Source organism: Streptomyces sp. NPDC006691, from assembly GCF_042869955.1.
GTDB lineage: Bacteria > Actinomycetota > Actinomycetes > Streptomycetales > Streptomycetaceae > Streptomyces.
This window is the reverse complement of sequence record NZ_JBIAGW010000001.1, coordinates 414,766-438,011: the sequence shown is the minus strand read 5'-3', so window position 1 is coordinate 438,011 and position 23,246 is coordinate 414,766. Positions and strand designations below refer to the sequence as shown.

The following is a 23,246-nucleotide window of genomic DNA, read 5'->3' as shown; positions in this document are numbered from 1 at the left end:
ACCGGCGGCCGGTGCCTGGAGGTTGTCGCCCGGCCCTGCCGGATGGTGATCCGGGACTCCTAGGACACCGGAGGGGGCCCACTTCACGCCCGGCCCCGCCGCATTCGCGGCCTTCGTGGCGGCGGCTCGGCAAGGCGTGTTTAGCTGACCGCATGGTGAAGGCTGAGCAGAGGCGCGGCGGGCGGGCCCGGTGGCTGGTGCTGCCGGTGGTCGCGCTGGCCGCGTGGGGATGCGTACGCGGTGGATCGGACGCGGGGAGCCCGGCGCGTACGCCCGCGCCTTCCGCCTCGGCCTCCGCGTCCGCCAAGCCGTCGGCCGGCGCGGCCGCGCCGAGCGGCACGTACGACCCGGCCGCCTACGCGCCCCAGGTGCGCAAGTACGCGAAGCAGGCCGGGATCAGCGCCCAGTTGCTGATGGCGATCCTCTACAACGAGGCCTACAAGCCGCACGACCCGGCCTTCGAGCGGAGCTGGCAGAAGTACAAGCCCGACGCCGCGTTCGGCATCGCCAACATGCACCGGGCCGCGTTCGACCAGACCAAGCGGGGCCGGAACTTCGCGGGGCGCCAGTGGGAGGAGCTGCCCGACGACCGGGCGCTCGCGGTCGAGGCGGCGGCCTGGTACCTGCACGACATGTCCGCGCAGCTCCCCGCGCACTGGCCGGGTTCGTACTCGCGGGACGAGCTGATGGCGCTCGGGTACAACGCGGGCGGCGGCAACATGGCGGCGTTCGCGCGGGGCGCGAAGCCGGGGAGCCAGGCGTCGGACTACCTGACGCGGCTGCGGGACAACTGGAAGAAGGCCGGGACGGCCGTCGCGGGCTAGCCGGGCGGCACGTCGCCCGTGCACAGCATCTTGTGGTTGACCTCCGCGCACGCCTCGGCCTGGCGGGGGTCGGGCGCCACCAGCATCGGGCTTTCGGTGCGGGCGCCGGTCGAGCTGTTGCGGACCTCGGACCAGATGGTGTCGCAGGACGGGCTGAACCGGAGCTTCACCGCGTACGAGGCCGTCTTCAGGGCGCTCTGGGTGCGGGCGTCGCTGCGGCAGGAGGTGCGGGCCGGGTCGTCGCCCTGGCAGCTCGCGCCCTGGCAGGCGGACGGCACGGGTGCGGCCGGGGTCGCCTCGCGGGTGTGCGGGATGGCCGCCCAGGCGGCGCTGCCCACGAGGGCGAGCGCGGCGGCCACGGTCAGCGTCCGGTGATGGGTGCGCCGGGGTCGCGGGGCCGCGAGGGACAGGGGGGCGGGGGCGGCCTCGGGACGGGGTGGCGGCGGGGCCGGAGGCAGGTCCTGCGGCAGGGCCGGAGGTAGCTCCGGCGGCCGGGTCGCGCGGTCCCAGAGTTCCAGGAGCCGCGCGTGGTGCTCGGCCCCGCCGAGTGCGCCGAAGGCGTCGACCGCGTCACGCGGCGGGAGGTTGTCCCCGTTGAGATAGCGGTGCCAGGCCGATTTGCTGTACGCCGTGCGGGCGGCCAGACCGGCCAGGCTCAGGCCCGAGGTCTGTTTGAGGTGCCTCAACTCTTCGGTCAGGAGCCGCAGTTCGGGCCGGGTCGTCTCGGGCAGCGGTCGCCACTGGGCCACGCGGTCCCTCCCAAAAGTCCACAAAGTCCCGTTCAGGGGCCATCTGTACCCCAGCGGGGCCGGAGCCAAGCTCCGGCCCCCGGGGCGAACGGGCGAAGTTGTGAATTCAGTGACCGGCGTCGGTTCCGGTCCCTCCCGTGCCGACGGTCAGCACCACGGGACGCTGGACCCGGCCGCGACCCGCACATAGTGCGCGGACACATAGCGGCCGTGGTGTCCGGCCAGGCGGTACCACACCCGGTTGCCGTGCACCGAGGTCCCGTTCCGCTTGCAGACCAGCGACACCTGGCGCCCCGAGCGCAAGGTGCCGGTGGTCCGGTAGGTGGTGCCGGCGCCGGTACGGACGTGCAGCCCACGGCCGTTCCCGGTGACCACCACACCCTGCGCGTGCATCTTGTGGTGGTGGTAGGCGGTGGCGACGGTCGCCCGGGCCGGGGCGGCCGTGGGGGTCGCGGCCATCGCGGCGGCCGGGAACAGGGCGAGCAGGGCGGTGGCGGCGACGACGGCGTTGCGCACGGTGCTTCGGTTCATGTGTGTCTTCTCCAAGGTGCGGGGTCCCCGAGTTGTGACCCTGTGTCAGCAATCGTGTCCGGAGTGCGACCCGGAAATTCGTCCCAGCCGTGCCTGGGACGAATAGGGACGGTCCCCTGGGGCCGGGGCCGCCACTGGAGCCGCGCGGCGCCGCACGCGGCCCCGCCTGTTCACTCGCGTGGCGGATCACCTGGGCCTCACTTAGCGTGAGGAAGGGGCGATTCCGGGAGGGCGATCACCCCGTGGGGGACCCAGGGGGTCGGATCAACCGGCAGACCACCGAGGACCACCGAGGAGACCGGCACATGGGCCGTCATACCAAGGACTCCGTCGAGGTCGGACGCGCCGAGCGGATAGCGAGCGCGTCCGAGCGGCTGTCGGCCGCATCCGCCGCATCCGCCGCATCCGCCGCATCCGCATCATCCACCGCACCCGGCACCGAGCACCCGCCGTCCGGCACCCTGCCGCCGGGCGTCGCGTACGCGGGCGACGGCGTGCCGCCGCCGCAGGCCCCGCACACCGGGGCCCGGCACGAGCACCGCTGGCTCGTGCTCGGCGTGATCGCGCTCGCCCAGCTGATGGTCGTCCTGGACGCGACCATCGTGAACATCGCGCTCCCCTCGGCCCAGCAGGACCTCGGCTTCTCCGACGGAAACCGGCAGTGGATCGTCACGGCCTACGCCCTCGCCTTCGGCTCACTGCTGCTGCTCGGCGGACGGATCGCCGACCTCGTCGGGCGCAAGGTCGTCTTCCTGACCGGACTCGTCGGCTTCGCCCTCGCCTCGGCGATCGGCGGCGCCGCGCCGAGCTTCGAGGTCCTGGTCACCGCCCGCGCCCTCCAGGGAGTGTTCGGCGCGCTGCTCGCGCCGGCCGCGCTGTCCCTGCTGACCACGACGTTCACCGACCCGAAGGAACGCGCCAAGGCGTTCGGCATCTACGGCGCGGTCGCGGGAACGGGCGGCGCCGTGGGGCTGCTGCTCGGCGGCGTGCTCACGGAGTACCTGGACTGGCGCTGGTGCCTGTACGTCAACCTCCTCTTCGCCGCGCTCGCCTTCTTCGGCGCGCTGCGCCTGCTGCACCCGGGCGCCCCGCAGGACCGCCCCAAGCTCGACATCCCGGGCACGGTCCTCGTCTCGGCCGGCCTTTTCTGCATCGTGTACGGCTTCTCCAACGCCGAGACACACGCGTGGAGCTCGGCGCGGACCTGGGGCTTCCTCGCGGCCGGCGGCGTACTGATCGCCGCCTTCGCCTGTTGGCAGACGCGCGCGAAGCACCCCCTGCTGCCCCTGCGCGTCGTACTGGACCGGGACCGGGCCGCGTCCTACCTGGCCATGTTCATCTCGGGCGCGGGCATGTTCGGCGTGTTCCTGTTCCTGACGTACTACCTCCAGCAGATCCTCGGCTACACGCCCGTGAAGACCGGGCTCGCCTTCCTGCCCATGGTGTTCGCGATGATCGTGAGCTCGGTCGTCGCGCAGAACAAGCTCGTCCCCAAACTGGGCGCGAAGCCGATCGTGCCCCTGGGCATGGGCCTCGGCGCGGCCGGGCTCGCCTGGATGACGGCCCTGGACGCGAGCAGCGGATACGCCGGACACGTCCTGCCCCCGCTCCTCGTCATGGGCGTCGGCATGGGCCTCATCTTCGCCCCCGCGATGAGCATGGCCACGGCCGGAGTGGCCGCGCACGACGCGGGCGTCGCCTCGGCGATGGTCAACACCAGCCAGCAGGTGGGCGGTTCGATCGGTACGGCCCTTCTGAACACCCTCGCGACGAGCGCCGCCACGAGCTATCTGGTCGGCCGCCGGCCCACCCCCGCGGCGCGGGTCCAGGCCCAACTCCACAGCTATTCAACGGCGTACTGGTGGTCGGCGGCCTTCTTCGCCCTCGGCCTCCTGGTCTCGGTGATCCTGTACCGCAAGGGCCCGCCGCGCCCGGCGGTCGGCACCTCGGGGGGACCCGTCCACATGTGACCCACCCCCACCCGTCCGACCATTCCGGCACGTTCGTCGTCTCCCTCGCGCTCGCGCTCGCGCTCAAGGGGGCGCGTCCTCTCGCCCCTCAAGTGGTCGCGTGGCCAAGGCAGTTGTCGACCAGGGATGCGAGGTAGGCGTCGTCGATGCCCGGGATGCGGAAGAGGGTACGCAGATAGATGGGCGCGAGGATCCCGTCCAGGACGTCGAAGAGGCGCAGCCGGGGTTCGCCGCGGGAGGCCGCCCGGTCGAGCATCTCCAAGAGGTCCTGGCCGCGTTCGGCGAGGGGGTGCGTGGCGGGGATGTTCCCCGCGTCGACGTAGGCGGCCACGCTCTCGGCATCGGCATCGGCGACGGCAGCGGCATCCCCCCCGGCCCCCGCATCCCCTCCGGCCCCCGCATCCCCTCCGGCCCCCGCGTCCTCCGCGGCCCCGGCGATGAGCGCGCGCAGGAGCACGGCCGCGTCCGGTTCGGCCATCGCGGCGGCCGCCCGCTTCGCGTACGCGAGGAGGTCCCCGCGCAGGCTGCCGGTGTCGGGAACGGCCCACATGGACGTCAGCCGCTCCTGCGAGAGGTCGAGGACGATGGCGTTGGTGGTGCGCCAGCGCCGGTAGATGGACGTCTGGTGGACGCCGGAGCGTTCGGCGATCTCGGCGATCGGGATGCGCTCGTGGCCCTGCTCGGCGATGAGTTCCGCCGTCGCCTTGAGGACGGCCTCCCGCACGCGGGCACTCCGGCCGCCGGTGCGCCGGCGTGGCCGGCTCTCCGGCTCGGCCCGGTTTCCCCGGCCGGGCCCGTGCTCGTCGCCGGCGTCGCCCTGGTTTTCGGTCACGTCACGTTTTCCGGTCACACCAAAAGGCTAACGCAAGTGCTCTTGCGTTAGGCGTCTCGATCGCGCTACGTTCTTAACGCAAGGAAAAACTGCGTTAAGGGATTGAGGGAGACGGTCATGAAGCCGATGCTGTTCGAGGACGACCCGCAGTTCTGGTACGAGACCCTGCGCGCGCTGGGCCACGCCGCCTACGGCGGCTCCGACTTCGGCGAGGTCGTCGCGACCGCCGAGAAGATCACCGCAGGGGACTACGACAGCTGGTACGAGCAGTGGGCGGCCACCGCCGAGCGCACCGAGGCCGAAGCGCAGGCCGCCCTCGAAGGGGGCCACGAGATCTCGGCGCGGGACGGGTTCCTGCGGGCGAGCAACTACTTCCGCTCGGCCGAGTTCTTCCTCCACGGCAACCCCGGCGACCCGCGCATCGCCGCCTCCTACGAGCGCGCCGTCGGCGCCTTCCACACCGCCGCCCGGCTCTTCGAGCCGGAGATCGAGCCGGTGGAGATCCCGTTCGAGGGCACGGTGCTGCGCGGCTACTTCTACCGCGCCCCGGGCGAGGGGCCCGCGCCGACGATCGTCATGCACAACGGATTCGACGGCTCGGCCGAGGAGATGCACTTCTTCGGCGGCGCGGCCGGTCTGGAGCGCGGCTACCACGTCCTGACCTTCGACGGCCCCGGCCAGCCCGCCGCCCGCTTCCGCGACGGGCTCCCCTTCCGCCCCAACTGGGAGAGCGTGATCACCCCGGTCCTCGACTGGCTGATCGACACCCGCCCCGAGGTCGACCCCGAGCGCATCGGCCTGCTCGGACTGAGCATGGGCGGCCTGCTCGCCCCCCGCGCCGCCGCCTTCGAGCACCGCCTCGCCGCCGTCATCGCGGTCGACGGCGTCTACGACCTCGGCGAGCTCGCCACGCAGAACATGCCGATGCCGCGCCCCGAGGCCGAGGCGCTGCTGCGGGCCGAGCACGCCCCCGAGATCGACGCCTCGATCGAGGCCCTGATGAAGACGAATCCGACGATGCGGTGGGCGATCACGCACGGCTCGTACGTCATGGACGTCTCGACCCCTCGCCAGTTCCTGGCCTCCTACCTCGACTACACCCTCGCCGACGGCGTGGCCGAGAAGATCACGTGTCCGACACTGGTCTGCGAGGCCGAGGACGACCTGTTCTTCGACGGTCAGCCGCAGCAGCTCTACGACCACCTCACCTGCCCCAGGACCCTCATGCGCTTCACCGTCGCGGAAGGCGCCGGCTCCCACTGCCACACCGGCGCCCAGCGCCTGGCCATGGGCCGCATCCTCGACTGGCTCGACGACACCCTGAAGGGCTGACGCGCTCAGGGCGATCGTCCCGCGGAGACCGGGATCCTTCGCGGTTCGTTCCCGGCATCGCATAGCCGTCCCCGGCACCACATGGCCGTTCCCGGCATCGCATAGCCGTCCCCGGCATCGCAGGGCCGTCCCCGGCGTCGTCATCGCCGGGACGGCCCTGCACCCTAGGGACCCCGAGGGGGCTGTCCCCCCTCCGGGGCCGGGGGGCCGCTCCATGGCTCGTCCGGGTGGCCAACACCCATGATCCGTACATGACTTCACGGAAAAAGACACTCCGGATCCTGGCCGCCGCGACGGCCCTCGCCAGTGTGCCCGCCCTGCTCGCTCCGGCCGCCGTGGCAGCGGCGGACACCCCCGGCGAGCGGGACCGAGGCGGGGCCGTCGTCTCCGTCGAGCAGGCGGCCGACCTCACGGCGGAGGAAGTGGCCGGACAGCTTCGCGGGAAGGTCGACTCGTCCCAGGTCCGTTACGGCGTGACCGCCTACCGGGTCACCTACCGCACCACCAACAGTTCGGGCGCCGCCACGACCGCGAGCCAGCTCGTCGTTCTGCCCAAGAACGGGGTCCGCCAACTGCCCACCGTCTCCTGGCTGCACGGCACCACCGTCTACCGCAAGGACGTCGCCTCGGAGGACCCGGAGTCGGCCGACCGGCTCGCCGCCCTGCTGTTCGCCTCGACCGGACGGGCCGTCTCGGCGCCCGACTACGTGGGCCTCGGCTCGGGCGAGGGCTTCCACCCGTACGGCGACCCCGGCGCCACCGTCGCGGCCTCGGTCGACGGTCTGCGCGCGGCCCGGACGCTCGCCCACCGCAGTGGCCGGGAGTTGCAGCGCAAGGTCCAGGTCAGCGGGTTCTCGCAGGGCGGACCCGCGACCATGCTGGTGGGCCGGGCGCTCCAACAGGCGCGCGCGGAGCGCTACTTCACGCTGGGCGCCCTCGCCCCCGTCAGCGGCCCCTACGACCTCTCCGCCTTCGAGGCGGCCGCGGCCAACGACAGGATCGAGAACTCCGGCCTCTACCTGGCCTACTTCGTCATCGCCTGGAACAGGATGTACGGCCTCTACACCTCACCCGGCGCGGTGTTCCAGCCCGGCTACGACGGCGAGAGCGGCTACGACGGCGAGGGCGGCGAGCCCGGCGAAAAGGTGGACGTGGAGAGCCTCTTCGACGGCTATCACACGACCGACTCCATCGCCCGGGTGCTTCCGGCGGCCTCCAAGGACCTGTTCACGGAGGACTTCCTCGACAAGATCCGCAAGCCCGAGGGCATCCTGAAGGACAGGCTGCGCCCGATGGACAACACCTGCGACTGGCGGCCGAACGTGCCCGTGGAGATCTTCTACGCCCGCGGCGACAAGGACGTCGACCCGAGCAACACGGCTTATTGCTCGGGCCAGTTGACGAGGCGCGGGGCCGCGAACCGGACGACCGACGTCGGGGACGTCGACCACAGCGGATCGGTACGGCAGGCCCTGCCCCGGATCGTCCGGTTCTTCGAGGAGTCGGCGAGGACCGGCGGCTGAGGTACGCCGCCGGCGACGGCTGCCCGGAGAGCGCCGGGTCAGGACACGGGCAGCCGGTCCACCAAGAGCTTCAGCCGCTGCTCGGTGTGCTCCGGGGGCAGCCGTCCCGAGCGGGTCAGGGTGGCCACGCCGTGCAGGGACGCCCAGAACACCTCGGTGAAAAGGCCCGGCTCGACACCGTCCCCCGCGACCTCGCCGAGCGTCTCGAACAGGGCGGCGAAGGCGTCCTTCAACGGCTCAGGCGTGTCCTCCCGCGCATACGGGAGGCCGCCGTCGAGCTGGAAGATGGCGTCGTAGACCGCCGGATTGCGGGTGGCGAAGTCGAGGTAGGCGCGGGCGAGCGCGTAGGCCCGGGCGCGCGGGCTCTTCGCCGCGGCGGTCGCCGCGCGCACCGCCACGGCCATCTCGGTCGCGCCCTGGAGGGCGACGGCGCCGATGATCTCGCGCTTGCCGCGGAAGTGGCTGTAGAGGACGGGCTGGCTGTACTCGATGCGTTCGGCGAGCCGACGCGTGGTGACCGCGTCCCAGCCCTGCTGCTCGGCGAGTTCGCGGGCCGTCGTCACGATGAGGCGTTCGCGGTCCGCCCGTTCGCGTTCCTTGCGTTCCTGTACCGACATGACTCGATGCTAGCACCGCTAGACAAGCGAGCGCCGGAAGGTCTAGCGTTGACTCATCACCTAGCGCTGCTAGAAAGCCAGGAGGGTCATCATGCTCGCCGCACTAGAGGTCATCACCACCGTGGTCGTCGGCCTGATGGTGGGGGTGGAGTTCGCCGTCGCCTTCGTCATGAACCCGATCTTCAACGGCCTCCCCGACGACAGCAATCAGAGCGCCCGCTCGCACGGAGGCCGGATGCTCGGAGCCGTGATGCCGTTCTGGTACATCGGCTCGCTCGTCCTCGCCGCGATCTGGGCGGTCGCCGGCCGGCACCACGACGGCACCGGCCTCGTCGTCATCGCCGCCGCGCTCCTGATCCTCAGCGTGGTCATGTCGCTCCTGCTTCTCGTCCCGATCAACAACCGGGGCAAGACGTGGACCGCCGGGACCCGGCCCGCGGACTGGAAGGAGCAGATGAGCCGCTGGGACCGGTACCACTACGCCCGCGTCGCCGTCATCATCGCGGCCTTCACCCTCCTCGTCACCGCCCTCGTCTGAGCCGCCGAACGCCGGCGCCCGGCGGCTCCCGCCCTCAGCCCGCCTGACGGCATCCGTCCCTCCGGCTCTCCGGCATCCGCTCATCCGCCCACTCCCTCAGGACATTTGTCCTGCGGGAGTGGGGATTCTTCGCTCTGCCGCCGTGGCTGTGCCGGACGGGAGTATCAGTGGTGTCGGCAAGGGGCCGGCGGGCACGGGGAAAACGTGAGGGGAACGCCATGAGCGCCACGGTCGCGATGGGGATGCCGGTCCAGGTCAGCACGGTTCAGCAGGCCGGTGCCGAGGTCAACTCCGGTGCGGGCAGCGGGGAGGCGGTTCTGATGGGTCTGCCGAACTGGTACTTCCCGCTGGTCGGTCTCTTCGCCGGGATCTTCGACATCGCTCGCGCTTATCCGGTGCTGTACGCGTTGATCCCGGTCGTCGCGGTCGTCCAGATCGTGCTCGCCTTCACGGTCCTGAAGGCCCGCATTCGGTACATGAAGTCGCTGTGGAAGAACAAGCGCACCCGGTTCCTGGCCCTGGGCCTGCTCGTCGTGCGCTTCGCGGTCCGCTACGGCCTGGGCATCGTCGGCCTCGCGCTCGGTGCGGCGACCGGGCAGCTCACCCTCGGCATCGTCATGGCCGTCATCGGTACCGCGATGGCCTGGGGCGACCAGTGGCTCATCCTCCGCACCCTGCGCCACACCCAGGCAACCCGCACCATCTGATCAGCCCGGCGCCGGTCCGAACCCGGCGACACCGCTCCGCGAACCACGACAGGGCCCCAGCCGCACCCCCGGCACGGGGCCCTTCGCATGCGGCCGTGCGACCTTGGAGGGGCCCGTCATGTGGGAGCGTCGACGGACCCGCACCGGCAGTAGGCCTCGCCGTGCGGGATGCCGTCGCGCTCACCACGTTCCTGGCGCGCGCGGTGCACAGGGTGCGCCATCGAACAGCGCGGGTACGCGCCGGGTCACGGCTGGTCCCAGGGAAGGGGCTCGGGGCGGCGATGCCACCACCAACCGGTGGGCCGGTGTTCGGACGGGCGGCGGCCCGGCAACCGTCCCTGAAGGCCGGCGGCATGCTCGACGGTCGCCGCGACGAAACGCTGGTCCAACCCGTCCAGGGCCTCTCTCAACAGCTCGGCCACGTCACGCGGAAGTCGTCCCACGAGGTCCACGAGAGTGTCGCGGGCCTCCAGCCGCTCCCGGTAGAGACCGGCGGGATACCAACCCGAGGGTGCCCACCCCGATTCCATCTGCGTGATGACCCGTTCCCACACCACCAAGTTGTTCTGCGCGGACCACAGCGGACTGCCGACGGCGCCATCCAGTGAAAGCCGCGCCCCGCACGAAGGCGCCTCGCGCATTCCTTCCAGCACTGCCCGGAAGCGGTCGGCGACAGGGCTGTCGGGCCGCTGCTCCCGCACGATCTCCTCGAAGCGCTCCACCGTGGCCCGGGGGAACTGCGGCACCGCCGCTTCGGTGGCCGTGACCGTGTACGGGGGCGGCTCATCCTCGGGCGGCTCGTCGTCCGAGGGCTCCAGCCGGGCGCGAGTGGTCAGCCCTTGCGGCGTCGCTGCCCAGTACGCGCTGGGCAGCACCTCGTCCGCAGGGAACAGGACGGTCGTGTTCATGGCCTTCGCGAACCTCGCGGCGAGCTCCGGCTCGGGCAGCGGGTCGGGGACCGTCTCCTGGACGTAGATGTCCAGTGCGCAGGACAAGTCCCCTTGTCGCGGCTCAAGTTGGCACGACACAGCCGCATCCCAGTTCCGGAGATCGGGATCCGTATCGGGAGTGCCGACATCCACCTCGTCCACCGGCACGTCCAGACAATCGGCAAGGGCGAGGGTCACGGTGTCAGGACGGACGGAATCGACGGTGAGGAGGTTGTACGTCACGGTCCCAGCTTCGATGGTTCCAGCGTCGTCAGTCGAGCCAATTCAACGGGTCGCTCGGCGGCTCTCCGTTGGTGGAGATGACCGTGCACCTCACGGGAAGGGCCAGGGCAGCAAGATGCTGCTGGGCAGCGAGGGAGATGAACAAGGTATCGCCCGTTCCGGCCGTCCCGGAGATGCTGATGTGCAGGGAATGTCCCAGGGAGATCAATTCCCTCACCTTCGCGGCACGGGGTTGGACATGGCCCGCGAGCGACCGCAGCTGATGCTCCCAGCGCGGGTGGTCGGCCGCTGGATGCACGAAGGCCCACCACCCCTCTCGGGACACCACCCCTGCTCCGCATTCGTCGACGGTCCCTGCCCGTGGCAGTTCCAGTGCATCGCTGATCGCTTGCGGGTCGAGAGCGGTTCGCGTCACCACGAGTGACGTGGAAACGCTTTTCCAGGGCTGTGTGGACAAGGTGCCGTCTCCGCGCCCGAGCTTAGCGTTCATTCACATTGGGGGTCAGGATGAGAGGCAGCCCGAGGCTCGCCGCGCGCGCCATCTGCTGGGCGGAGAAAGGAAGTGAACAATCATGGCCCGCGAATCCGTACACGGAAATCACTGCCTCGTATCCCTGTCCTGCCAGCTTCTTGATCTCTGCTGTCTTCTCCTCTGCGATGGAGAGAACTGCGTCCAGCTGCAACGAGAAATCCCGGGAGTGGTCGTTGTCGAATTCGAGCCTCCACCGTCCGTCCGTTGAACCGCTCGTATCCCACCGGTCGACCCCGGGTGACCGGGTTGAGGTCGGATCCAGTGCCAATTCCCTTGTGACGGTGGCGGGATCCATGTCGGCTCCCTGAATGATGAGTGCGGCTTCGGTCATCACCCACGACCCGGCGAGCTCTGATCCTTCTTCCATCGGTGTCCTTCCCAAGTCCATGGTCCCGCTCCCCGGTGCTCCTGTGTCCGGCCCCGGCCGGACATCAACAGCCTCAGGACATTTGTCCTGGGGGAGTGGGGATTCTTCGCTCTGCCGCCGTGGCTGTGCCGGACGGGAGTATCAGTGGTGTCGGCAAGGGGCCGGCGGGCACGGGGAAAACGTGAGGGGAACGCCATGAGCGCCACGGTCGCGATGGGGATGCCGGTCCAGGTCAGCACGGTTCAGCAGGCCGGTGCCGAGGTCGGTGCCGAGGTCAACTCCGGTGCGGGCGACGGTGCGGGCAGCGGGGAAGCGGTTCTGATGGGTCTGCCGAACTGGTACTTCCCGCTGGTCGGTCTCTTCGCCGGGATCTTCGACATCGCCCGGGCCTATCCGGTGCTGTACGCGTTGATCCCGGTCGTCGCGGTCGTCCAGATCGTGCTCGCCTTCACGGTTCTGAAGGCCCGGATCCGGTACATGAAGTCGCTGTGGAAGAACAAGCGCACCCGGTTCCTGGCGCTGGGCCTGCTCGTCGTGCGCTTCGCGGTCCGCTACGGCCTGGGCATCGTCGGTCTCGCGCTCGGTGCGGCGACCGGGCAGCTCACCCTCGGCATCGTCATGGCCGTCATCGGTACCGCGATGGCCTGGGGCGACCAGTGGCTCATCCTCCGCACCCTGCGCCACACCCAGGCAACCCGCACCATCTGATCAACCCGGCGACACTGTTCCGCGAACCACGACAGGGCCCCAGCCGCACACGCGGCACGGGGCCCTTCGCACGCACACCGCCGAACTCAGGACGCCTTGACCGCTCCCACGAACCGCGCCCACGCCCCGGCCCCGACCGCCAGGACCGGCCCGTCCGCCACTTTGCTGTCCCGCACCGGCACGACGTCCCCGAAGCCGTCCGCCACCTCGACGCAGCTCCCGCCGTCAGCATTGCTGTACGACGACTTCCGCCATGCGCCTTCCGCGACCTCGACGCAGTTGCCGCCCTCCGCATTGCTGTAGGAGGACTTCCGCCAACGGGCGGTGGCCAGAGAGCGCGTTATGTTCATGCTGCGAAGTCCTCCATCGCCGCCCGGATCATGGCCAGGGACGCGTCCGGCGACAAAGCGGCGGCCCTGCCCAGATCGTAAGTCTTGAGGTGACTAGCGACCAGGGCCGGAGTGTCCAACAGCCTTCCTGAGTGCACTGACTCGGTGTAGACGACGGGCGGCGCGTCGAGGAACGACATCACCTTGAACGGCGCATCCATGAGCGGATGAGCCCCATCGGCCGACGGAATCACCTGAACCATGATCCGGTGTCGCTCAACGAGGCTTGCTATATGTGCGAGTTGTTCGTGCATGACATGGCGGCCGCCAACAGCAACGCGGAGTACCGCCTCGTGGAGGATGAACCATGCCTCCGGGGTTTCGGGAGTGTCCAGGAGCCGAGCCCGGTCCTGTCGGGTGGTGACGTTGTTCTCAACGAACTCATCGGTGGCGCACGGCCTTGAAGCACGAACGAGGGCTCGCGTATACCCCGGAGTCTGGAGCAGGCCAGGCACGATCAACGGCGCGTACTCGCAGATGGACGAGGCCATCGCCTCAAGCTCGGCCGCGAGGCGGAAATACTCCGCATGCTGCGAAGCCTGCTCCATCGCCACGCACATCCGGGTCAGGATCCCGTCCGTATGCAGCGCGGCGTCAAGCAGCTTGGCCATCTCCAGTGGGGGGCGTCGCGTCGCGTTCTCCATCTGGCCGATGTACGCGCCCGAGCAGAAGACGAGCGCGCCGAGCTCGTCCTGGGAGAGGCCGGCGGCCTTCCGCTTGCCTCGTAGTTCCGCTCCGTAGAACGCGCGCGGGGAATCCCAGGGGTTGAGGTCATTGGGGCGGGTCAAGGTCAACTCCCTTACGCGTCAACCGCGTTGCCGGGGTACGCCGTACGGCATCCGAGCGTAGCGGCGCCCGGTGACGCAGGGCTCACGGAACGTGAATTCACCCATACGGGCTCACCCGGTGCGGCAAACCATTAGATATGCGGCATTACAGATACTTTCCTGGGTTATGGGAGTTTCGAGTTCCGCCAAGCGGATGCTGGTCGGGCGGCCGCTGGACACCAGTCGCCTGGGTGAGACGCTGCTGCCCAAGCGGCTCGCCCTGCCGATCTTCTGTAGCGACCCGCTCTCGTCCGTCGCGTACGCCACCGAGGAGATCCTGCTGATCCTCGCGCTCGGCGGTGCGAGCCTGCTGCACCTCACCTGGTACGCGGCCGCGGCGATCGTCTTCCTGCTCGTGGTGGTGATCGCGTCCTACCGGCAGACCTGCCACGCCTATCCGGGGGGCGGCGGCGCCTACGTCGTCAGTGCCGAGAACCTCGGGCCGACCGCCGCGCTCACGGCGGCGAGCGCGCTGCTCGTGGACTACGTACTGACCGTCGCCGTGTCCGTCGTGTCGGGCGTGGCCGCCATCACGTCCGCGATTCCGTCCCTCGCCACCCACGAAGTCGCCCTGTCGGTCGGCTTCGTAGTGATCCTGACCCTGATGAACCTGCGCGGGGTCCGCGAGTCCGGGCGCATCTTCGCGATCCCTACGTACGGCTTCGTGTGCGTCATCTATCTGATGTTCGCGTTCGCCGCCGTACGGCTCGCCACCGGCGCCACCATTCGCGCGGAGTCCGCCGATCTGCCCATCCACGCGGCCGGGAACTACGCCGGGATCGCCGTCGTGCTGCTCGCGCTGCGCGCCTTCGCCTCCGGGTGTACGGCCCTGACGGGTGTGGAGGCGATCAGCAACGGCGTACCCGCCTTCCGGAAGCCGAAGGCCCGCAACGCCGCCAACACCCTGGCCGCCATGGGGTTGTTGTCGGTCACGATGTTCGCCGGGATCACCACGCTCGCCATGGTCTACAAGGTCCATGTGGCAGCCGATCCAACGGAGTTGGGGCTGCCGGCGGGGACCGCGACCGCCACCGCGCTCGCGCAGATCGCCCGTGCCACCTTCGGCCACGCGGACCTCCTGTTCTATCTGGTGCAGGCGTTCACGGCGGGCGTGCTGATCCTCGCCGCCAACACCGCGTTCAACGGATTCCCGATGCTGGCCTCGATCCTGGCCCGGGACCGGTACGCGCCGCGCCAGCTCTACAACCGGGGCGACCGGCTCGTCTACTCCAACGGCGTCGTGCTGCTGGCGCTCGCCGCGATCGCGCTGATCGTGGCGTTCGACGCACAGCTCACCCGCCTGATCCAGCTGTACATCATCGGCGTCTTCGTCTCGTTCACGCTGTCCCAGGCCGGCATGGTCAAGCACTGGCGCAAGGTCCTCGCGACCGACGAGGGCCGCGCGAACCGGCGGCACATCCACCGTGCGCTCGCCATCAACACGGTCGGCGCGACCCTGACCGGGCTCGTCCTCGTGATCGTGCTGATCACCAAGTTCACGCACGGCGCGTGGCTCGTCATCATCGCGATGCCGATCCTGTTCTTCGGCATGAAGGGCGTGCGGCGCCACTACGAGCAGGTGGCCAGGGAGGTCGCCGTCGAGCCGGACGCCAAGCCGCGCAGGCCCTCGCGCCACCACGCGTTCGTCCTGGTCTCCAATGTGCACGCCCCCACCCTCAAGGCGATCGGCTTCGCCCAGGCGCTGCGGCCCGACACCCTGACCGCGCTCACGGTGGCCGCCGACGAGGAGGCGGCCCGGCTGCGCGAGCAGTGGGCCTCGTACGATCTCGGCGTCCCGCTGACGATCATCAACTCGCCGTACCGCGAGGTCGTCGGGCCGGTCCTCGCCCATGTGAAGGAGACGGCGGACGCGGACCCGACCGCGATGGTGTCGGTGGTGATCCCCGAGTACATCGTGGGCCACTGGTGGGAGCAGCCGCTGCACAACCAGAACGCGTTCCGCCTGAAGGCCCGCCTCCTGTTCATGCCCGGTGTCACCGTGATCGACGTGCCCTACCGGCTGGAGTCCGCGAAGGGCAAGGACGAGCGGAGGCAGCCGGCCGAGCGCTGAGCCCCGCACGGCCGTCTCCCGGCTGGTGACTCCGTCCTGAGCCCGCTGTTATCAGCCGTTCGGGCTGTCGGTATGGGCCGGACCCCTATCTGGGTAGCCCCTCATGTGGTACGCCATGCGGACCATCGAGAGGAAGACCGATGCAGTGCACGAACTGCGGACAGCTGATGACGACGACACAGGACGGCTGGTGGATCTGCTACCCCTGCGGGACTTCCCAGCCTGCGTAGACGCGGTTGACCCGGCCTGCCCCCGGTGTGCGGCTGACCTCACCCGGGCCCGCGGCGATTGGCGCGCGTGCCCGGAATGTGAGTACGAGATGGACGCCGACGCCGTCCGCCTCTATCAGCTCCTGTCGGCCGCGTTTGAGGCACAACCGAATGAGTTCTTCGACTGGGTCGAACGCCGGAGGGACAGGCTCCGGGACGAGGAACCGGTCTGGCAGCGCCGGCCGTAGCGCGGTGACGCGCCAACGGCCCCGGGCGCCCGTCCTCGACGGCGGGCGACCGGGGCCGTTGACGGCGCGCGGCTACGGCCGGTGGCGGCGCGCGGCTACAGCCAGGTGTTGTACCGGCGGATGTACCAGCCCTTCACCAGCTGCGTCAGCGTGCAGTACGCCAGCAGGACGCCGACCAGCCAGGGGAAGTACCCCATCGGCACCGGCACGAAGCCGATCGTCGCGGCCAGCGGCGAGAAGGGCAGGAACAGTCCGGTCGCCACCGCGAGCACCGTCATCACCATGACCGGCCAGGTCGCCCGGGACTGGATGAACGGGATCTTGCGGGTGCGGATCATGTGGACGATCAGGGTCTGCGAGAGGAGGCCCTCGACGAACCAACCCGACTGGAACAGCGCCTGGTTGGCCTCCGAGTTCGCGCCGAAGACGTGCCACATGATGACGAACATCGCGATGTCGAAGATCGAGCTGATGGGCCCGATCGTCACCATGAACCGGCCGATTCCCCTGGCGTCCCAGTTGCGCGGCTTGCGCAGGTACTCCTCGTCCATGCGGTCCCACGGCGTGGCCAGCTGGGCGATGTCGTACACCAGGTTCTGAACCAGGAGCATGATCGCCAGCATCGGCTGGAAGGGGATGAAGGCGGAGGCGACCAGGACCGAGAAGACGTTGCCGAAGTTCGAGGAGGCCGTCATCTTGATGTACTTGATCGTGTTGCCGAAGGTGGTGCGGCCCTGCACCACGCCCTGCTCCAGGACGGTCAGGTCCTTCTCCAGCAGGATGATGTCCGCGGACTCCTTCGCGATGTCGACCGCCGTGTCCACGGAGATGCCGACGTCCGCGTCGCGCAGCGCCGCCGCGTCGTTGATGCCGTCACCGAGGAAGCCGACCGTGTGCCCCTCGGCCTGGAGCGCGCGGACGATCCTGGCCTTCTGCACCGGGTTGACCTTCGCGAACACCGTGGTCGTGGCGGTCAGTTGACGCAGCTCCGCCTCGTCGAGCGCATCGACCCGCGGGCCGGTCACGACCGTACCGACCTCGATGCCGACGTCGGCGCAGACCCGGGCCGCGACCAGCTCGTTGTCGCCGGTGACGACCTTCACCGCGATGCCCTTGTCCGCGAGGCCGCGCAGCGCCGCCGCCGCGTCCGCCTTCGGCGGGTCGAGGAAGGCGAGGAAGCCGACGAGGGTCAGGCCGGACTCGTCCGCGACCGTGTACGTGTCCCGCGCGGTCGGCATCGTGCGGGTGGCGACGGCCAGGACCCGGAGTCCCTGGCGGTTGTTGTCCTCGGCGGTGCGCGTGACGTGCCACCGCAGCTGGTCGGTGAGCTCGACGCGCTCGCCCCGGTCCCTCATGTGCGTACACAGGGCGAGGACCTCCTCCACCGCGCCCTTGGTGATCAGGACGTGCTCGGGGCGGCCGGCCCCGCCGAGCAGGCCGTTGCGGTTGAGGACCACGGACATCCGGCGCCGGGCGAAGTCGAAGGGGATCTCGTCGACCATCGTGAACCGTGCGTCGACGACAACCTCCTCGGCCTCGTTGACGCGGTCGATGACCGCCTGGTCCATGAGGTTGCGCAGGCCGGTCTGGAAGTGGGCGTTCAAGTACCCGTATTCCAGGACCTCGTTGTCCTCCGTGCCGTGCACGTCGAGGTACCGGTCGAGGACGATGCGGTCCTCGGTGAGGGTGCCCGTCTTGTCGGTGCACAGGACGTCCATCGCGCCCAGGTTCTGGATCGCGTTCAGCCGCTTGACGACGACCTTCTTCTTCGCCATCGCCACGGCACCGCGCGCCAGGTTCGCGGACACGACCATCGGCAGCATCTCGGGCGTGAGCCCGACGGCCACGGCGACGGCGAACAGGAACGCCTCGTTCCAGTCGCCCTTGGTGAAGCCGTTGATCATGAAGACGACCGGGACCATCACCAGCATGAAGCGGATGAGCAGGAAGCTGACCTTGCGCACCCCGGTGTCGAAGTTCGTCTGCGGGCGTTCACCCACGAGCGAGCCCGCCATGGATCCGAAGTAGGTGTCGGCGCCGGTCGCGACCACAACTCCCGTCGCGGTGCCGGACGTTACGGACGTCCCCATGAGGCAGAGGTTGCCCGCCTCGACGGGGTCGCCGTCGGATGCGGCGATCCGGTTGTCCTCGCCGGCCCGTACGTCCGTCTTGGCGACCGGCAACGACTCGCCGGACAGGGCGGCCTGACTGACCATCAGGTCCTTGGCGGCGATCAGCCGCAGGTCCGCCGGGATCAGATCGCCCGCGCCCAGCTTGACCACGTCGCCCGGGACCACCTGGTCCATCGGCACCTCGACGGTGGTGGGCAGCGCGCCGCCGCCGGCCCGGCGCTGCACGGCGGTGGTCGTGGTGACCAGCTGCTTGAGCGCGTCGGCGGCCCGGCCGGAGCGGAACTCCTGCCAGAAGCGCAGCAGTCCGCTGATGCCGACCATCACGGACAGGATGATGACGCCCGGGTCCGCCGGGTCCTGCCAGTACATGACGGCCGCGAGGAAGACGAGGACCGCGATGAACGGGTTCGCGTAGGCCTTCGCCAGCTGGACGTACCAGCGCGGGGCGCGCTCGTGGGCGACCGTGTTGAGGCCGTGCCGCTCCTGCCGGTCGAGCACCTCGGCCTGGCAGAGGCCGCCGCGGTCGACGCCGTACTCCTTGAGCACGTGCGCGCTGGGCTGCGCGGCGATCGCGCCGAGCCGCTCGGCGACGGTACGGGTGCGAGCCTCCAGCTCGGCGGCCCGCCGCTCACGGCGGCGGCCCGGCGGTGCGAGCTTCTGGGGGGTGGGGGTAGGGGTGAGTGTGGTCATGACGAGACCTCCCTGGGTCGTCAGGGGTGGGCGTGATGTGGTGCGGGGTGGTGTCGCTGCGCGTGTGGGGGTGCCTCGGCCGCCTCGGGGCGTGACGGGGCGCATCGCTTGCCGCGCGGCCGCGTACGGTCCGTACGGGAGCGGGGGCGGGCGGGTGCAGCGGAACGGGTGCAGCGTAAGGGGGGCCGGTCGGGCTGCTGGTCAGCCGACGGGCAGGGCGCCGCGAGGACTTCGGTCGGGACTCATCCCGAACACCTCCTCGCTACGGGTGCGGCGCGAGAAGGCGACCGCACGGTTATTTGCGTCGATACGAAAGTAGCATACTTGCGCGGATGTGAAAGTAGGGTCGAAGGTCCCGAGCGGGGGGTCGGGGGGTCGGGGTGGGGACGGGGGCGGGGTCGGCCGGAGTGCTGCGCTCGTGCTTTCGGCCGGGTGGGCCATGGCTCTACGGCCGATCCGCGGGGCCGGTGCGGCCCGGCACCATCGGGGGATGGACCTCACCCGTCGTATCGCGGTGACCGCGGTGCTCGCGGGAGCCGTCGTCATTCCGGCCGCACTCATTGCCCCGGCGCAGGCCGCGCCGACGCGTGTGGTGACTCCGGCCGATGTCCCCTCGGTGCCTGTCCGGTCCGCGCATGGGGGAACCGTTCATGTGGGCACCGTGCATGTGGGCACCGCCCATGGGCGAACTGCCCGTGAGGGAACTGCCCGTGAGGGAACTGGTCGTGAGGGAACTGGTCGTGTGGGTGCGGTACATGGGGACGCGGCACATGGGGGTGCGGCACATGGGTCCGCGGCACATGGGGACGCGGCACATGGGGGTGCGGCTGGGGCCGCGTCCCGCGGGGCCGACCGCGGTGACCCCGTGCTCGACGTAGTCGCCGTCTCGGCCGCGGCCCTCGCCTCCGCGGGCGGCCTGCTGCTCGCGCGCCGCAAGCGCTGACCTGCCGCTGTCGCTACGGCTACCGCTTCCGCTTCCCGCTTCCGCCGCCTGTTCCTGCCTGCTCTTCTGCCGCTTCACCCCGGGGGTGCCCTGATGCTGCACGTGCTCTACCTGATCGGCGTCGCCGCGTTCGCGGCCAGTGGTGTGCTGGCCGCGCACCGGGCGAACATGGACCCCTTCGGCGGTCTGGTGCTCGCCTTCGCGGCGTCCGTGTCCGGCGGGACCCTGCGCGATCTGATCCTCGACCGGCATCCGCTGTACTGGACCCATGATGGGGTCCTGCTGACCGTCATCGCCTGCGTCGGCGTCGGCACGATGCTGTACCTGCGCAGGTGGGAGCTGCCGCAGCGGTCGCTCATGGTGGTGGATGCGGTCGGCCTCGCGGTGGTCACGGTCATGGGCGCCCGCGCCGCCGTGGACGCGCACGTCACCCCGGTCGCCGTGGTGATCCTCGCCGTGCTGACGGGGGTCACGGGCGAGGTCGTACGCGACGTACTGTGCGGGCAGTTCCCGCCGCTGCTGCTCCGCGAGGAGGTCTACGCGACCGCTGCCCTGGCCGGTGCGCTCTGCTACCAGCTCCTGCACTGGCTCCAGGCCGGCCCGACCCTGACGACGGTCGCCGCCGCCGGTGTCGTCCTTGTCCTGCGCCTCACCGCGGTCTTCCGTGGTCTGCATCTGCCGAGGTTGCAGAGCGTGAGGTGAGGAAGGCCACGCCACTCTGAGTCCGCGTTGTGATGAACTGGCCCCCGCCAGAGCGGTGTTCGATGCGCGCCGAGTACATCGGGACACCGCCGCCTACCCACGGACCGACGAGGAGACCCAGGCGATGAGGGGCCGATGAACACCACCACCGACACCCCGATACGGCCGCGCGGCGGACTCCTGCGCCAACGGGATTTCCGGCTGCTGTGGGCGGGCGAGACCACGAGCCGTTTCGGCAGCAACATCACCGGTGTGGCCATGCCGCTGGTCGCCGTCGTCAGCCTCGACGCGAGCACCTTCTGGGTGAGTGCGCTGGCCGCCGCCGCCTGGCTGCCCTGGCTGTTGATCGGCCTCCCCGCCGGCGCCTGGGTGGACCGGCTGCCGCGGCGCCCGCTGATGCTGGTCTGCAACCTGGGCTCGCTCGTGTTGCTGGCGAGCGTGCCCGCGGCGGCCTGGCTGGACGTTCTCACCATGGCCCAGCTCATGGTGGTCGCGCTGCTCACGGGGCTCGCGAACGTTTTCTTCTCCATCGCCTACCGGGTCTACCTGCCGTCCGTCGTCCACCGCGAGGCCCTCGCCGAGGCCAACGCCAAACTCCAGGGCAGCGAGTCGGCTGCCCAGCTCGCGGGGCTCGGCGGCGGCGGCATGCTGGCCGGGCTGTTCGGCGCGGTCAACGGTCTCCTCGTCGACGCCGCGACCTTCCTCGTCTCCACCCTGTGCTTGCTCGGCATCCGCAGCACCGAACCCCGCCCCGAGGCGCCGGCCACGCCCCGGCCGCTGCGTCAGGAGGTGCGCGACGGCCTGCGCTACACGATGAGCGACCCCTATCTGCGCGTCCTCACCGCCTACGGCACCGTCACCAACCTGCTGCTCACCGGCTACCAGGCCCTCCTCACTGTCTTCCTGGTCCGCGACCTGGGCGTCGGCGCGTCCGCGGTGGGCTGGCTGCTCGCGGGCGCCAGCGTCGGCGGCCTGCTCGGCGCCGTTGTCGCGGGGTCCCTCTCCCGGCGGTTCGGCTCGGCCCGCGGCATGCTGCTGTGCAAGTTCGCCACCGCGCCGTTCGGCCTGCTCATCCCGTTGGCCGAACCGGGATGGCGGGTCGTCCTGCTCGCCCTCGGCGGGGCGGTGCTCGCCCTGGGCGTGGTGTCCGCCAACGTCATTCAGGGCACGTTCCGTCAGCAGTACTGCCCGCCGCATCTGCTGGGCCGGATCACGGCGAGCATGTCGGTCGCCAACTTCGGTGCCATTCCGATCGGTTCGCTGCTCGGTGGCCTCCTGGGCAGCACGCTCGGCGTACGACCCGCGCTGTGGCTGCTCACCGGCGGCCTCGCGGTGAGCTCCGTGCTGCTGCTGGCCGGTCCCCTGCGCGGGCGTCGCGATCTGCCGACCGAACCGGCCGTTCAGGAAGCGGAGGTGTTCGTGTCCGGCACGCCGCCCCGGACCAAGCGGGGTGCGGCCGTCGGAGGTCGGCCCACCGCCGTCGACCAGGAGAGCGGTGGGCGGTCCGGTTAGTACCGGTCCCGGCCGAACGACGGCACGGCGGCGCTGACCCCGCCCACGCCGGCGGGCCGGGGCGGACGGGGTCCCGCTGTGTCCGGGTCAGCCGCGGCGGCGGCGCAGGAGGAGGAAGCCGCCGCCGGCCACGCTCGCGGCGGAGGCCGCGGCCAGGGCCTGGGGGGCGGCCGAGTTCTTGGCGGGCGTGGCGGGGGTGGAGGCGGAAGCCGAGGCGGTGGTGGGGGTCACGGGGTCGCCGCCGTGGCCGTGGTGGCTCACCGTGGAGTGGGAGGCTCCTGCGGCGATCTTCTGTTCGGTGGGCGCCGCGGCGGCCTTGGCGGTGCCGCCGTACACCACGTCCGAGCAGCTGTAGAACGCCTCCGGGCTGTCGTCGCGCTGCCAGACCTTGTAGATGATGTGGCGGCCCGTGCGGGCCGGCAGCGTACCGCTGAAGTTGTAGTAGCCGTCCGTCGCGGTGCGGGGGGTCTGGTAGGTGGCCACGGGTGTGTTGTCCAGGTCGGACCACTTCAGAGGCTTCGTCGGGTCGAAGCCGTCCTTGGTGATGTAGACCGTCATCGTGCCCGAATGGGCTGCCGTGACACGGAACTTGAAGTCGAACCTGCCCGCCGCGACGCTGGTGGACGGCCAGTCGGTACGGGCCCAGTCCAGCGCCCGGTACTTGTCGCGGTTGGCCGAGCACAGCTTCCCGTCGGGGATGAGCTGGCGGGACTGGCCGTTGGCGTTGGCGATGTTCACCTCGTTCCAGTCGTACAGCGGCTGGGTGCCCGAGTCGGCCACGAGGTCCTTGCACACCTGGGACACCGGGTGCTCCGGGCCCTCGGCATAGCAGGCGGCGATCCGGCTGACCGGGTTGAACATGGCTCCGTGTGCGGACGCGGTCGTGGGCGTCAGGCCGAGGACCGTCAGGGAGGTGGCCCCGAGGACGCCCAGGGACGCTGCGGTGCGCCGAGCGGACATGCGTGCTCCTTGATCGTGGGGAGGTGGGGAGGTGGGGAGGTGGGGAGGTGGGAAAGGCGGGGAGGTGGGGAAGGCGGGGCGGCATGGCGGAGTGCGGGCGGGCCAAGTCGCCCTCTGGTAGCGGCACTTGGCAGACTGGCATTGGTCTGGACCAAGCCGCA

The 23,246-nt window shown here is 70.4% G+C and carries 22 protein-coding genes; 11 read left to right on the top strand and 11 right to left on the bottom strand.

The features are described 5' to 3' along the window. Positions 1 to 152: 152 nt before the first annotated feature. On the top strand, positions 153 to 824 hold the full coding sequence (locus ACFYNP_RS01955) for a transglycosylase SLT domain-containing protein (protein ID WP_388781699.1): 672 nt from the start codon (positions 153 to 155) through the stop codon (positions 822 to 824). Here ACFYNP_RS01955 and ACFYNP_RS01950 read toward each other — a convergent pair. Further along, entirely contained in the window at positions 821 to 1,573 is a 753-nt protein-coding gene (locus ACFYNP_RS01950) for a DUF2690 domain-containing protein (protein ID WP_388417817.1), read from the bottom strand. The two genes, ACFYNP_RS01955 and ACFYNP_RS01950, sit on opposite strands and share 4 nt — an antisense overlap. A gap of 147 nt (positions 1,574 to 1,720) precedes the next feature. Then, entirely contained in the window at positions 1,721 to 2,104 is a 384-nt protein-coding gene (locus tag ACFYNP_RS01945; protein ID WP_388417820.1) for an SH3 domain-containing protein, read from the bottom strand. 305 nt (positions 2,105 to 2,409) lie between these two features. Between ACFYNP_RS01945 and ACFYNP_RS01940 the strand changes: the two genes are divergently transcribed. Then, entirely contained in the window at positions 2,410 to 4,074 is a 1,665-nt protein-coding gene (locus ACFYNP_RS01940) for an MFS transporter (RefSeq protein ID WP_388781696.1), read from the top strand. Between the two features lie 88 nt (positions 4,075 to 4,162). Here ACFYNP_RS01940 and ACFYNP_RS01935 read toward each other — a convergent pair whose 3' ends face one another. Further along, positions 4,163 to 4,924: a TetR/AcrR family transcriptional regulator gene (locus tag ACFYNP_RS01935; RefSeq protein ID WP_388781693.1), complete on the bottom strand. Its 762-nt coding sequence runs from the start codon at positions 4,922 to 4,924 to the stop codon at positions 4,163 to 4,165. A gap of 99 nt (positions 4,925 to 5,023) precedes the next feature. On the opposite strand from ACFYNP_RS01935, the gene ACFYNP_RS01930 reads away from it, so the two are divergent. Then, positions 5,024 to 6,238, top strand: a complete 1,215-nt coding sequence (locus ACFYNP_RS01930; RefSeq protein ID WP_388781690.1) for an alpha/beta hydrolase family protein — start codon at positions 5,024 to 5,026, stop codon at positions 6,236 to 6,238. Between the two features lie 251 nt (positions 6,239 to 6,489). Beyond that, a complete protein-coding gene (locus tag ACFYNP_RS01925) occupies positions 6,490 to 7,761 on the top strand; it encodes a hypothetical protein (protein WP_388781687.1) in 1,272 nt (423 codons plus the stop codon). Between the two features lie 38 nt (positions 7,762 to 7,799). Here ACFYNP_RS01925 and ACFYNP_RS01920 read toward each other — a convergent pair whose 3' ends face one another. Next, complete coding sequence (locus ACFYNP_RS01920; RefSeq protein ID WP_388781684.1) at positions 7,800 to 8,378, bottom strand: TetR/AcrR family transcriptional regulator; 579 nt, start codon at positions 8,376 to 8,378, stop codon at positions 7,800 to 7,802. 91 nt (positions 8,379 to 8,469) lie between these two features. On the opposite strand from ACFYNP_RS01920, the gene ACFYNP_RS01915 reads away from it, so the two are divergent. Together ACFYNP_RS01915 and ACFYNP_RS01910 are read left to right on the top strand one after the other, a co-directional pair. Beyond that, positions 8,470 to 8,916 (top strand): anthrone oxygenase family protein, encoded by a 447-nt coding sequence (locus ACFYNP_RS01915; protein WP_388417837.1) that lies wholly within the window; start codon positions 8,470 to 8,472, stop codon positions 8,914 to 8,916. Positions 8,917 to 9,134: 218 nt separating this feature from the next. After that, positions 9,135 to 9,623 (top strand): hypothetical protein, encoded by a 489-nt coding sequence (locus ACFYNP_RS01910; RefSeq protein ID WP_388781681.1) that lies wholly within the window; start codon positions 9,135 to 9,137, stop codon positions 9,621 to 9,623. Between the two features lie 245 nt (positions 9,624 to 9,868). On the opposite strand, the gene ACFYNP_RS01905 is transcribed toward ACFYNP_RS01910, so the two are convergent. The 3 genes from ACFYNP_RS01905 to ACFYNP_RS01895 all read right to left on the bottom strand — a co-directional run bounded on the left by ACFYNP_RS01905 (position 9,869) and on the right by ACFYNP_RS01895 (position 11,715). After that, a complete protein-coding gene (locus ACFYNP_RS01905; RefSeq protein WP_388781679.1) occupies positions 9,869 to 10,720 on the bottom strand; it encodes a hypothetical protein in 852 nt (283 codons plus the stop codon). A 103-nt stretch (positions 10,721 to 10,823) separates the two neighbouring features. Then, entirely contained in the window at positions 10,824 to 11,285 is a 462-nt protein-coding gene (locus ACFYNP_RS01900; RefSeq protein WP_388781677.1) for a hypothetical protein, read from the bottom strand. Then, complete coding sequence (locus ACFYNP_RS01895; protein WP_388781674.1) at positions 11,275 to 11,715, bottom strand: DUF4279 domain-containing protein; 441 nt, start codon at positions 11,713 to 11,715, stop codon at positions 11,275 to 11,277. The genes ACFYNP_RS01900 and ACFYNP_RS01895 overlap by 11 nt, the downstream gene beginning before the upstream one ends. A 174-nt stretch (positions 11,716 to 11,889) precedes the next feature. Between ACFYNP_RS01895 and ACFYNP_RS01890 the strand changes: the two genes are divergently transcribed. Next, entirely contained in the window at positions 11,890 to 12,402 is a 513-nt protein-coding gene (locus ACFYNP_RS01890; RefSeq protein ID WP_388781672.1) for a hypothetical protein, read from the top strand. An 86-nt stretch (positions 12,403 to 12,488) separates the two neighbouring features. Here ACFYNP_RS01890 and ACFYNP_RS01885 read toward each other — a convergent pair whose 3' ends face one another. Next, positions 12,489 to 12,752 (bottom strand): DUF397 domain-containing protein, encoded by a 264-nt coding sequence (locus ACFYNP_RS01885; protein ID WP_388781669.1) that lies wholly within the window; start codon positions 12,750 to 12,752, stop codon positions 12,489 to 12,491. Beyond that, on the bottom strand, positions 12,749 to 13,579 hold the full coding sequence (locus ACFYNP_RS01880) for a helix-turn-helix domain-containing protein (protein ID WP_388781667.1): 831 nt from the start codon (positions 13,577 to 13,579) through the stop codon (positions 12,749 to 12,751). The genes ACFYNP_RS01885 and ACFYNP_RS01880 overlap by 4 nt, the downstream gene beginning before the upstream one ends. A gap of 166 nt (positions 13,580 to 13,745) precedes the next feature. Between ACFYNP_RS01880 and ACFYNP_RS01875 the strand changes: the two genes are divergently transcribed. Both ACFYNP_RS01875 and ACFYNP_RS01870 read left to right on the top strand, forming a co-directional pair. Continuing rightward, positions 13,746 to 15,689 (top strand): APC family permease, encoded by a 1,944-nt coding sequence (locus ACFYNP_RS01875; protein WP_388781664.1) that lies wholly within the window; start codon positions 13,746 to 13,748, stop codon positions 15,687 to 15,689. Between the two features lie 115 nt (positions 15,690 to 15,804). Beyond that, positions 15,805 to 16,146 (top strand): hypothetical protein, encoded by a 342-nt coding sequence (locus ACFYNP_RS01870; protein ID WP_382583597.1) that lies wholly within the window; start codon positions 15,805 to 15,807, stop codon positions 16,144 to 16,146. Between the two features lie 95 nt (positions 16,147 to 16,241). Here ACFYNP_RS01870 and mgtA read toward each other — a convergent pair whose 3' ends face one another. After that, positions 16,242 to 18,968, bottom strand: coding sequence for a magnesium-translocating P-type ATPase (gene mgtA / locus ACFYNP_RS01865; RefSeq protein WP_388781661.1), 2,727 nt, complete (start codon positions 18,966 to 18,968; stop codon positions 16,242 to 16,244). A 1,036-nt stretch (positions 18,969 to 20,004) separates the two neighbouring features. On the opposite strand from mgtA, the gene ACFYNP_RS01860 reads away from it, so the two are divergent. Both ACFYNP_RS01860 and ACFYNP_RS01855 read left to right on the top strand, forming a co-directional pair. Next, on the top strand, positions 20,005 to 20,613 hold the full coding sequence (locus tag ACFYNP_RS01860; RefSeq protein WP_388781659.1) for a trimeric intracellular cation channel family protein: 609 nt from the start codon (positions 20,005 to 20,007) through the stop codon (positions 20,611 to 20,613). Positions 20,614 to 20,748: 135 nt separating this feature from the next. After that, positions 20,749 to 22,125 (top strand): MFS transporter, encoded by a 1,377-nt coding sequence (locus tag ACFYNP_RS01855; protein ID WP_388781656.1) that lies wholly within the window; start codon positions 20,749 to 20,751, stop codon positions 22,123 to 22,125. 87 nt (positions 22,126 to 22,212) lie between these two features. On the opposite strand, the gene ACFYNP_RS01850 is transcribed toward ACFYNP_RS01855, so the two are convergent. Further along, positions 22,213 to 23,085, bottom strand: a complete 873-nt coding sequence (locus tag ACFYNP_RS01850; protein WP_388781653.1) for a lytic polysaccharide monooxygenase — start codon at positions 23,083 to 23,085, stop codon at positions 22,213 to 22,215. Positions 23,086 to 23,246 lie beyond the last annotated feature (161 nt).

Bases quoted from the DNA above. Each gene is read 5' to 3' on its own strand.
- ACFYNP_RS01910 (WP_388781681.1), top strand. From the start codon at position 9,135: ATGAGCGCCACGGTCGCGATGGGGATGCCGGTCCAGGTCAGCACGGTT.
- ACFYNP_RS01915 (WP_388417837.1), top strand. From the start codon at position 8,470: ATGCTCGCCGCACTAGAGGTCATCACCACCGTGGTCGTCGGCCTGATG.
- ACFYNP_RS01900 (WP_388781677.1), bottom strand. From the start codon at position 11,285: ATGAACGCTAAGCTCGGGCGCGGAGACGGCACCTTGTCCACACAGCCC.
- ACFYNP_RS01920 (WP_388781684.1), bottom strand. From the start codon at position 8,378: ATGTCGGTACAGGAACGCAAGGAACGCGAACGGGCGGACCGCGAACGC.
- ACFYNP_RS01870 (WP_382583597.1), top strand. From the start codon at position 15,805: ATGCGGACCATCGAGAGGAAGACCGATGCAGTGCACGAACTGCGGACA.
- ACFYNP_RS01895 (WP_388781674.1), bottom strand. From the start codon at position 11,715: ATGGACTTGGGAAGGACACCGATGGAAGAAGGATCAGAGCTCGCCGGG.
- ACFYNP_RS01955 (WP_388781699.1), top strand. From the start codon at position 153: ATGGTGAAGGCTGAGCAGAGGCGCGGCGGGCGGGCCCGGTGGCTGGTG.
- ACFYNP_RS01855 (WP_388781656.1), top strand. From the start codon at position 20,749: ATGAACACCACCACCGACACCCCGATACGGCCGCGCGGCGGACTCCTG.
- ACFYNP_RS01890 (WP_388781672.1), top strand. From the start codon at position 11,890: ATGAGCGCCACGGTCGCGATGGGGATGCCGGTCCAGGTCAGCACGGTT.
- ACFYNP_RS01875 (WP_388781664.1), top strand. From the start codon at position 13,746: ATGGGAGTTTCGAGTTCCGCCAAGCGGATGCTGGTCGGGCGGCCGCTG.
- ACFYNP_RS01860 (WP_388781659.1), top strand. From the start codon at position 20,005: ATGCTGCACGTGCTCTACCTGATCGGCGTCGCCGCGTTCGCGGCCAGT.
- ACFYNP_RS01925 (WP_388781687.1), top strand. From the start codon at position 6,490: ATGACTTCACGGAAAAAGACACTCCGGATCCTGGCCGCCGCGACGGCC.
- ACFYNP_RS01940 (WP_388781696.1), top strand. From the start codon at position 2,410: ATGGGCCGTCATACCAAGGACTCCGTCGAGGTCGGACGCGCCGAGCGG.
- ACFYNP_RS01850 (WP_388781653.1), bottom strand. From the start codon at position 23,085: ATGTCCGCTCGGCGCACCGCAGCGTCCCTGGGCGTCCTCGGGGCCACC.
- ACFYNP_RS01885 (WP_388781669.1), bottom strand. From the start codon at position 12,752: ATGAACATAACGCGCTCTCTGGCCACCGCCCGTTGGCGGAAGTCCTCC.
- ACFYNP_RS01930 (WP_388781690.1), top strand. From the start codon at position 5,024: ATGAAGCCGATGCTGTTCGAGGACGACCCGCAGTTCTGGTACGAGACC.
- ACFYNP_RS01945 (WP_388417820.1), bottom strand. From the start codon at position 2,104: ATGAACCGAAGCACCGTGCGCAACGCCGTCGTCGCCGCCACCGCCCTG.
- mgtA (WP_388781661.1), bottom strand. From the start codon at position 18,968: ATGACCACACTCACCCCTACCCCCACCCCCCAGAAGCTCGCACCGCCG.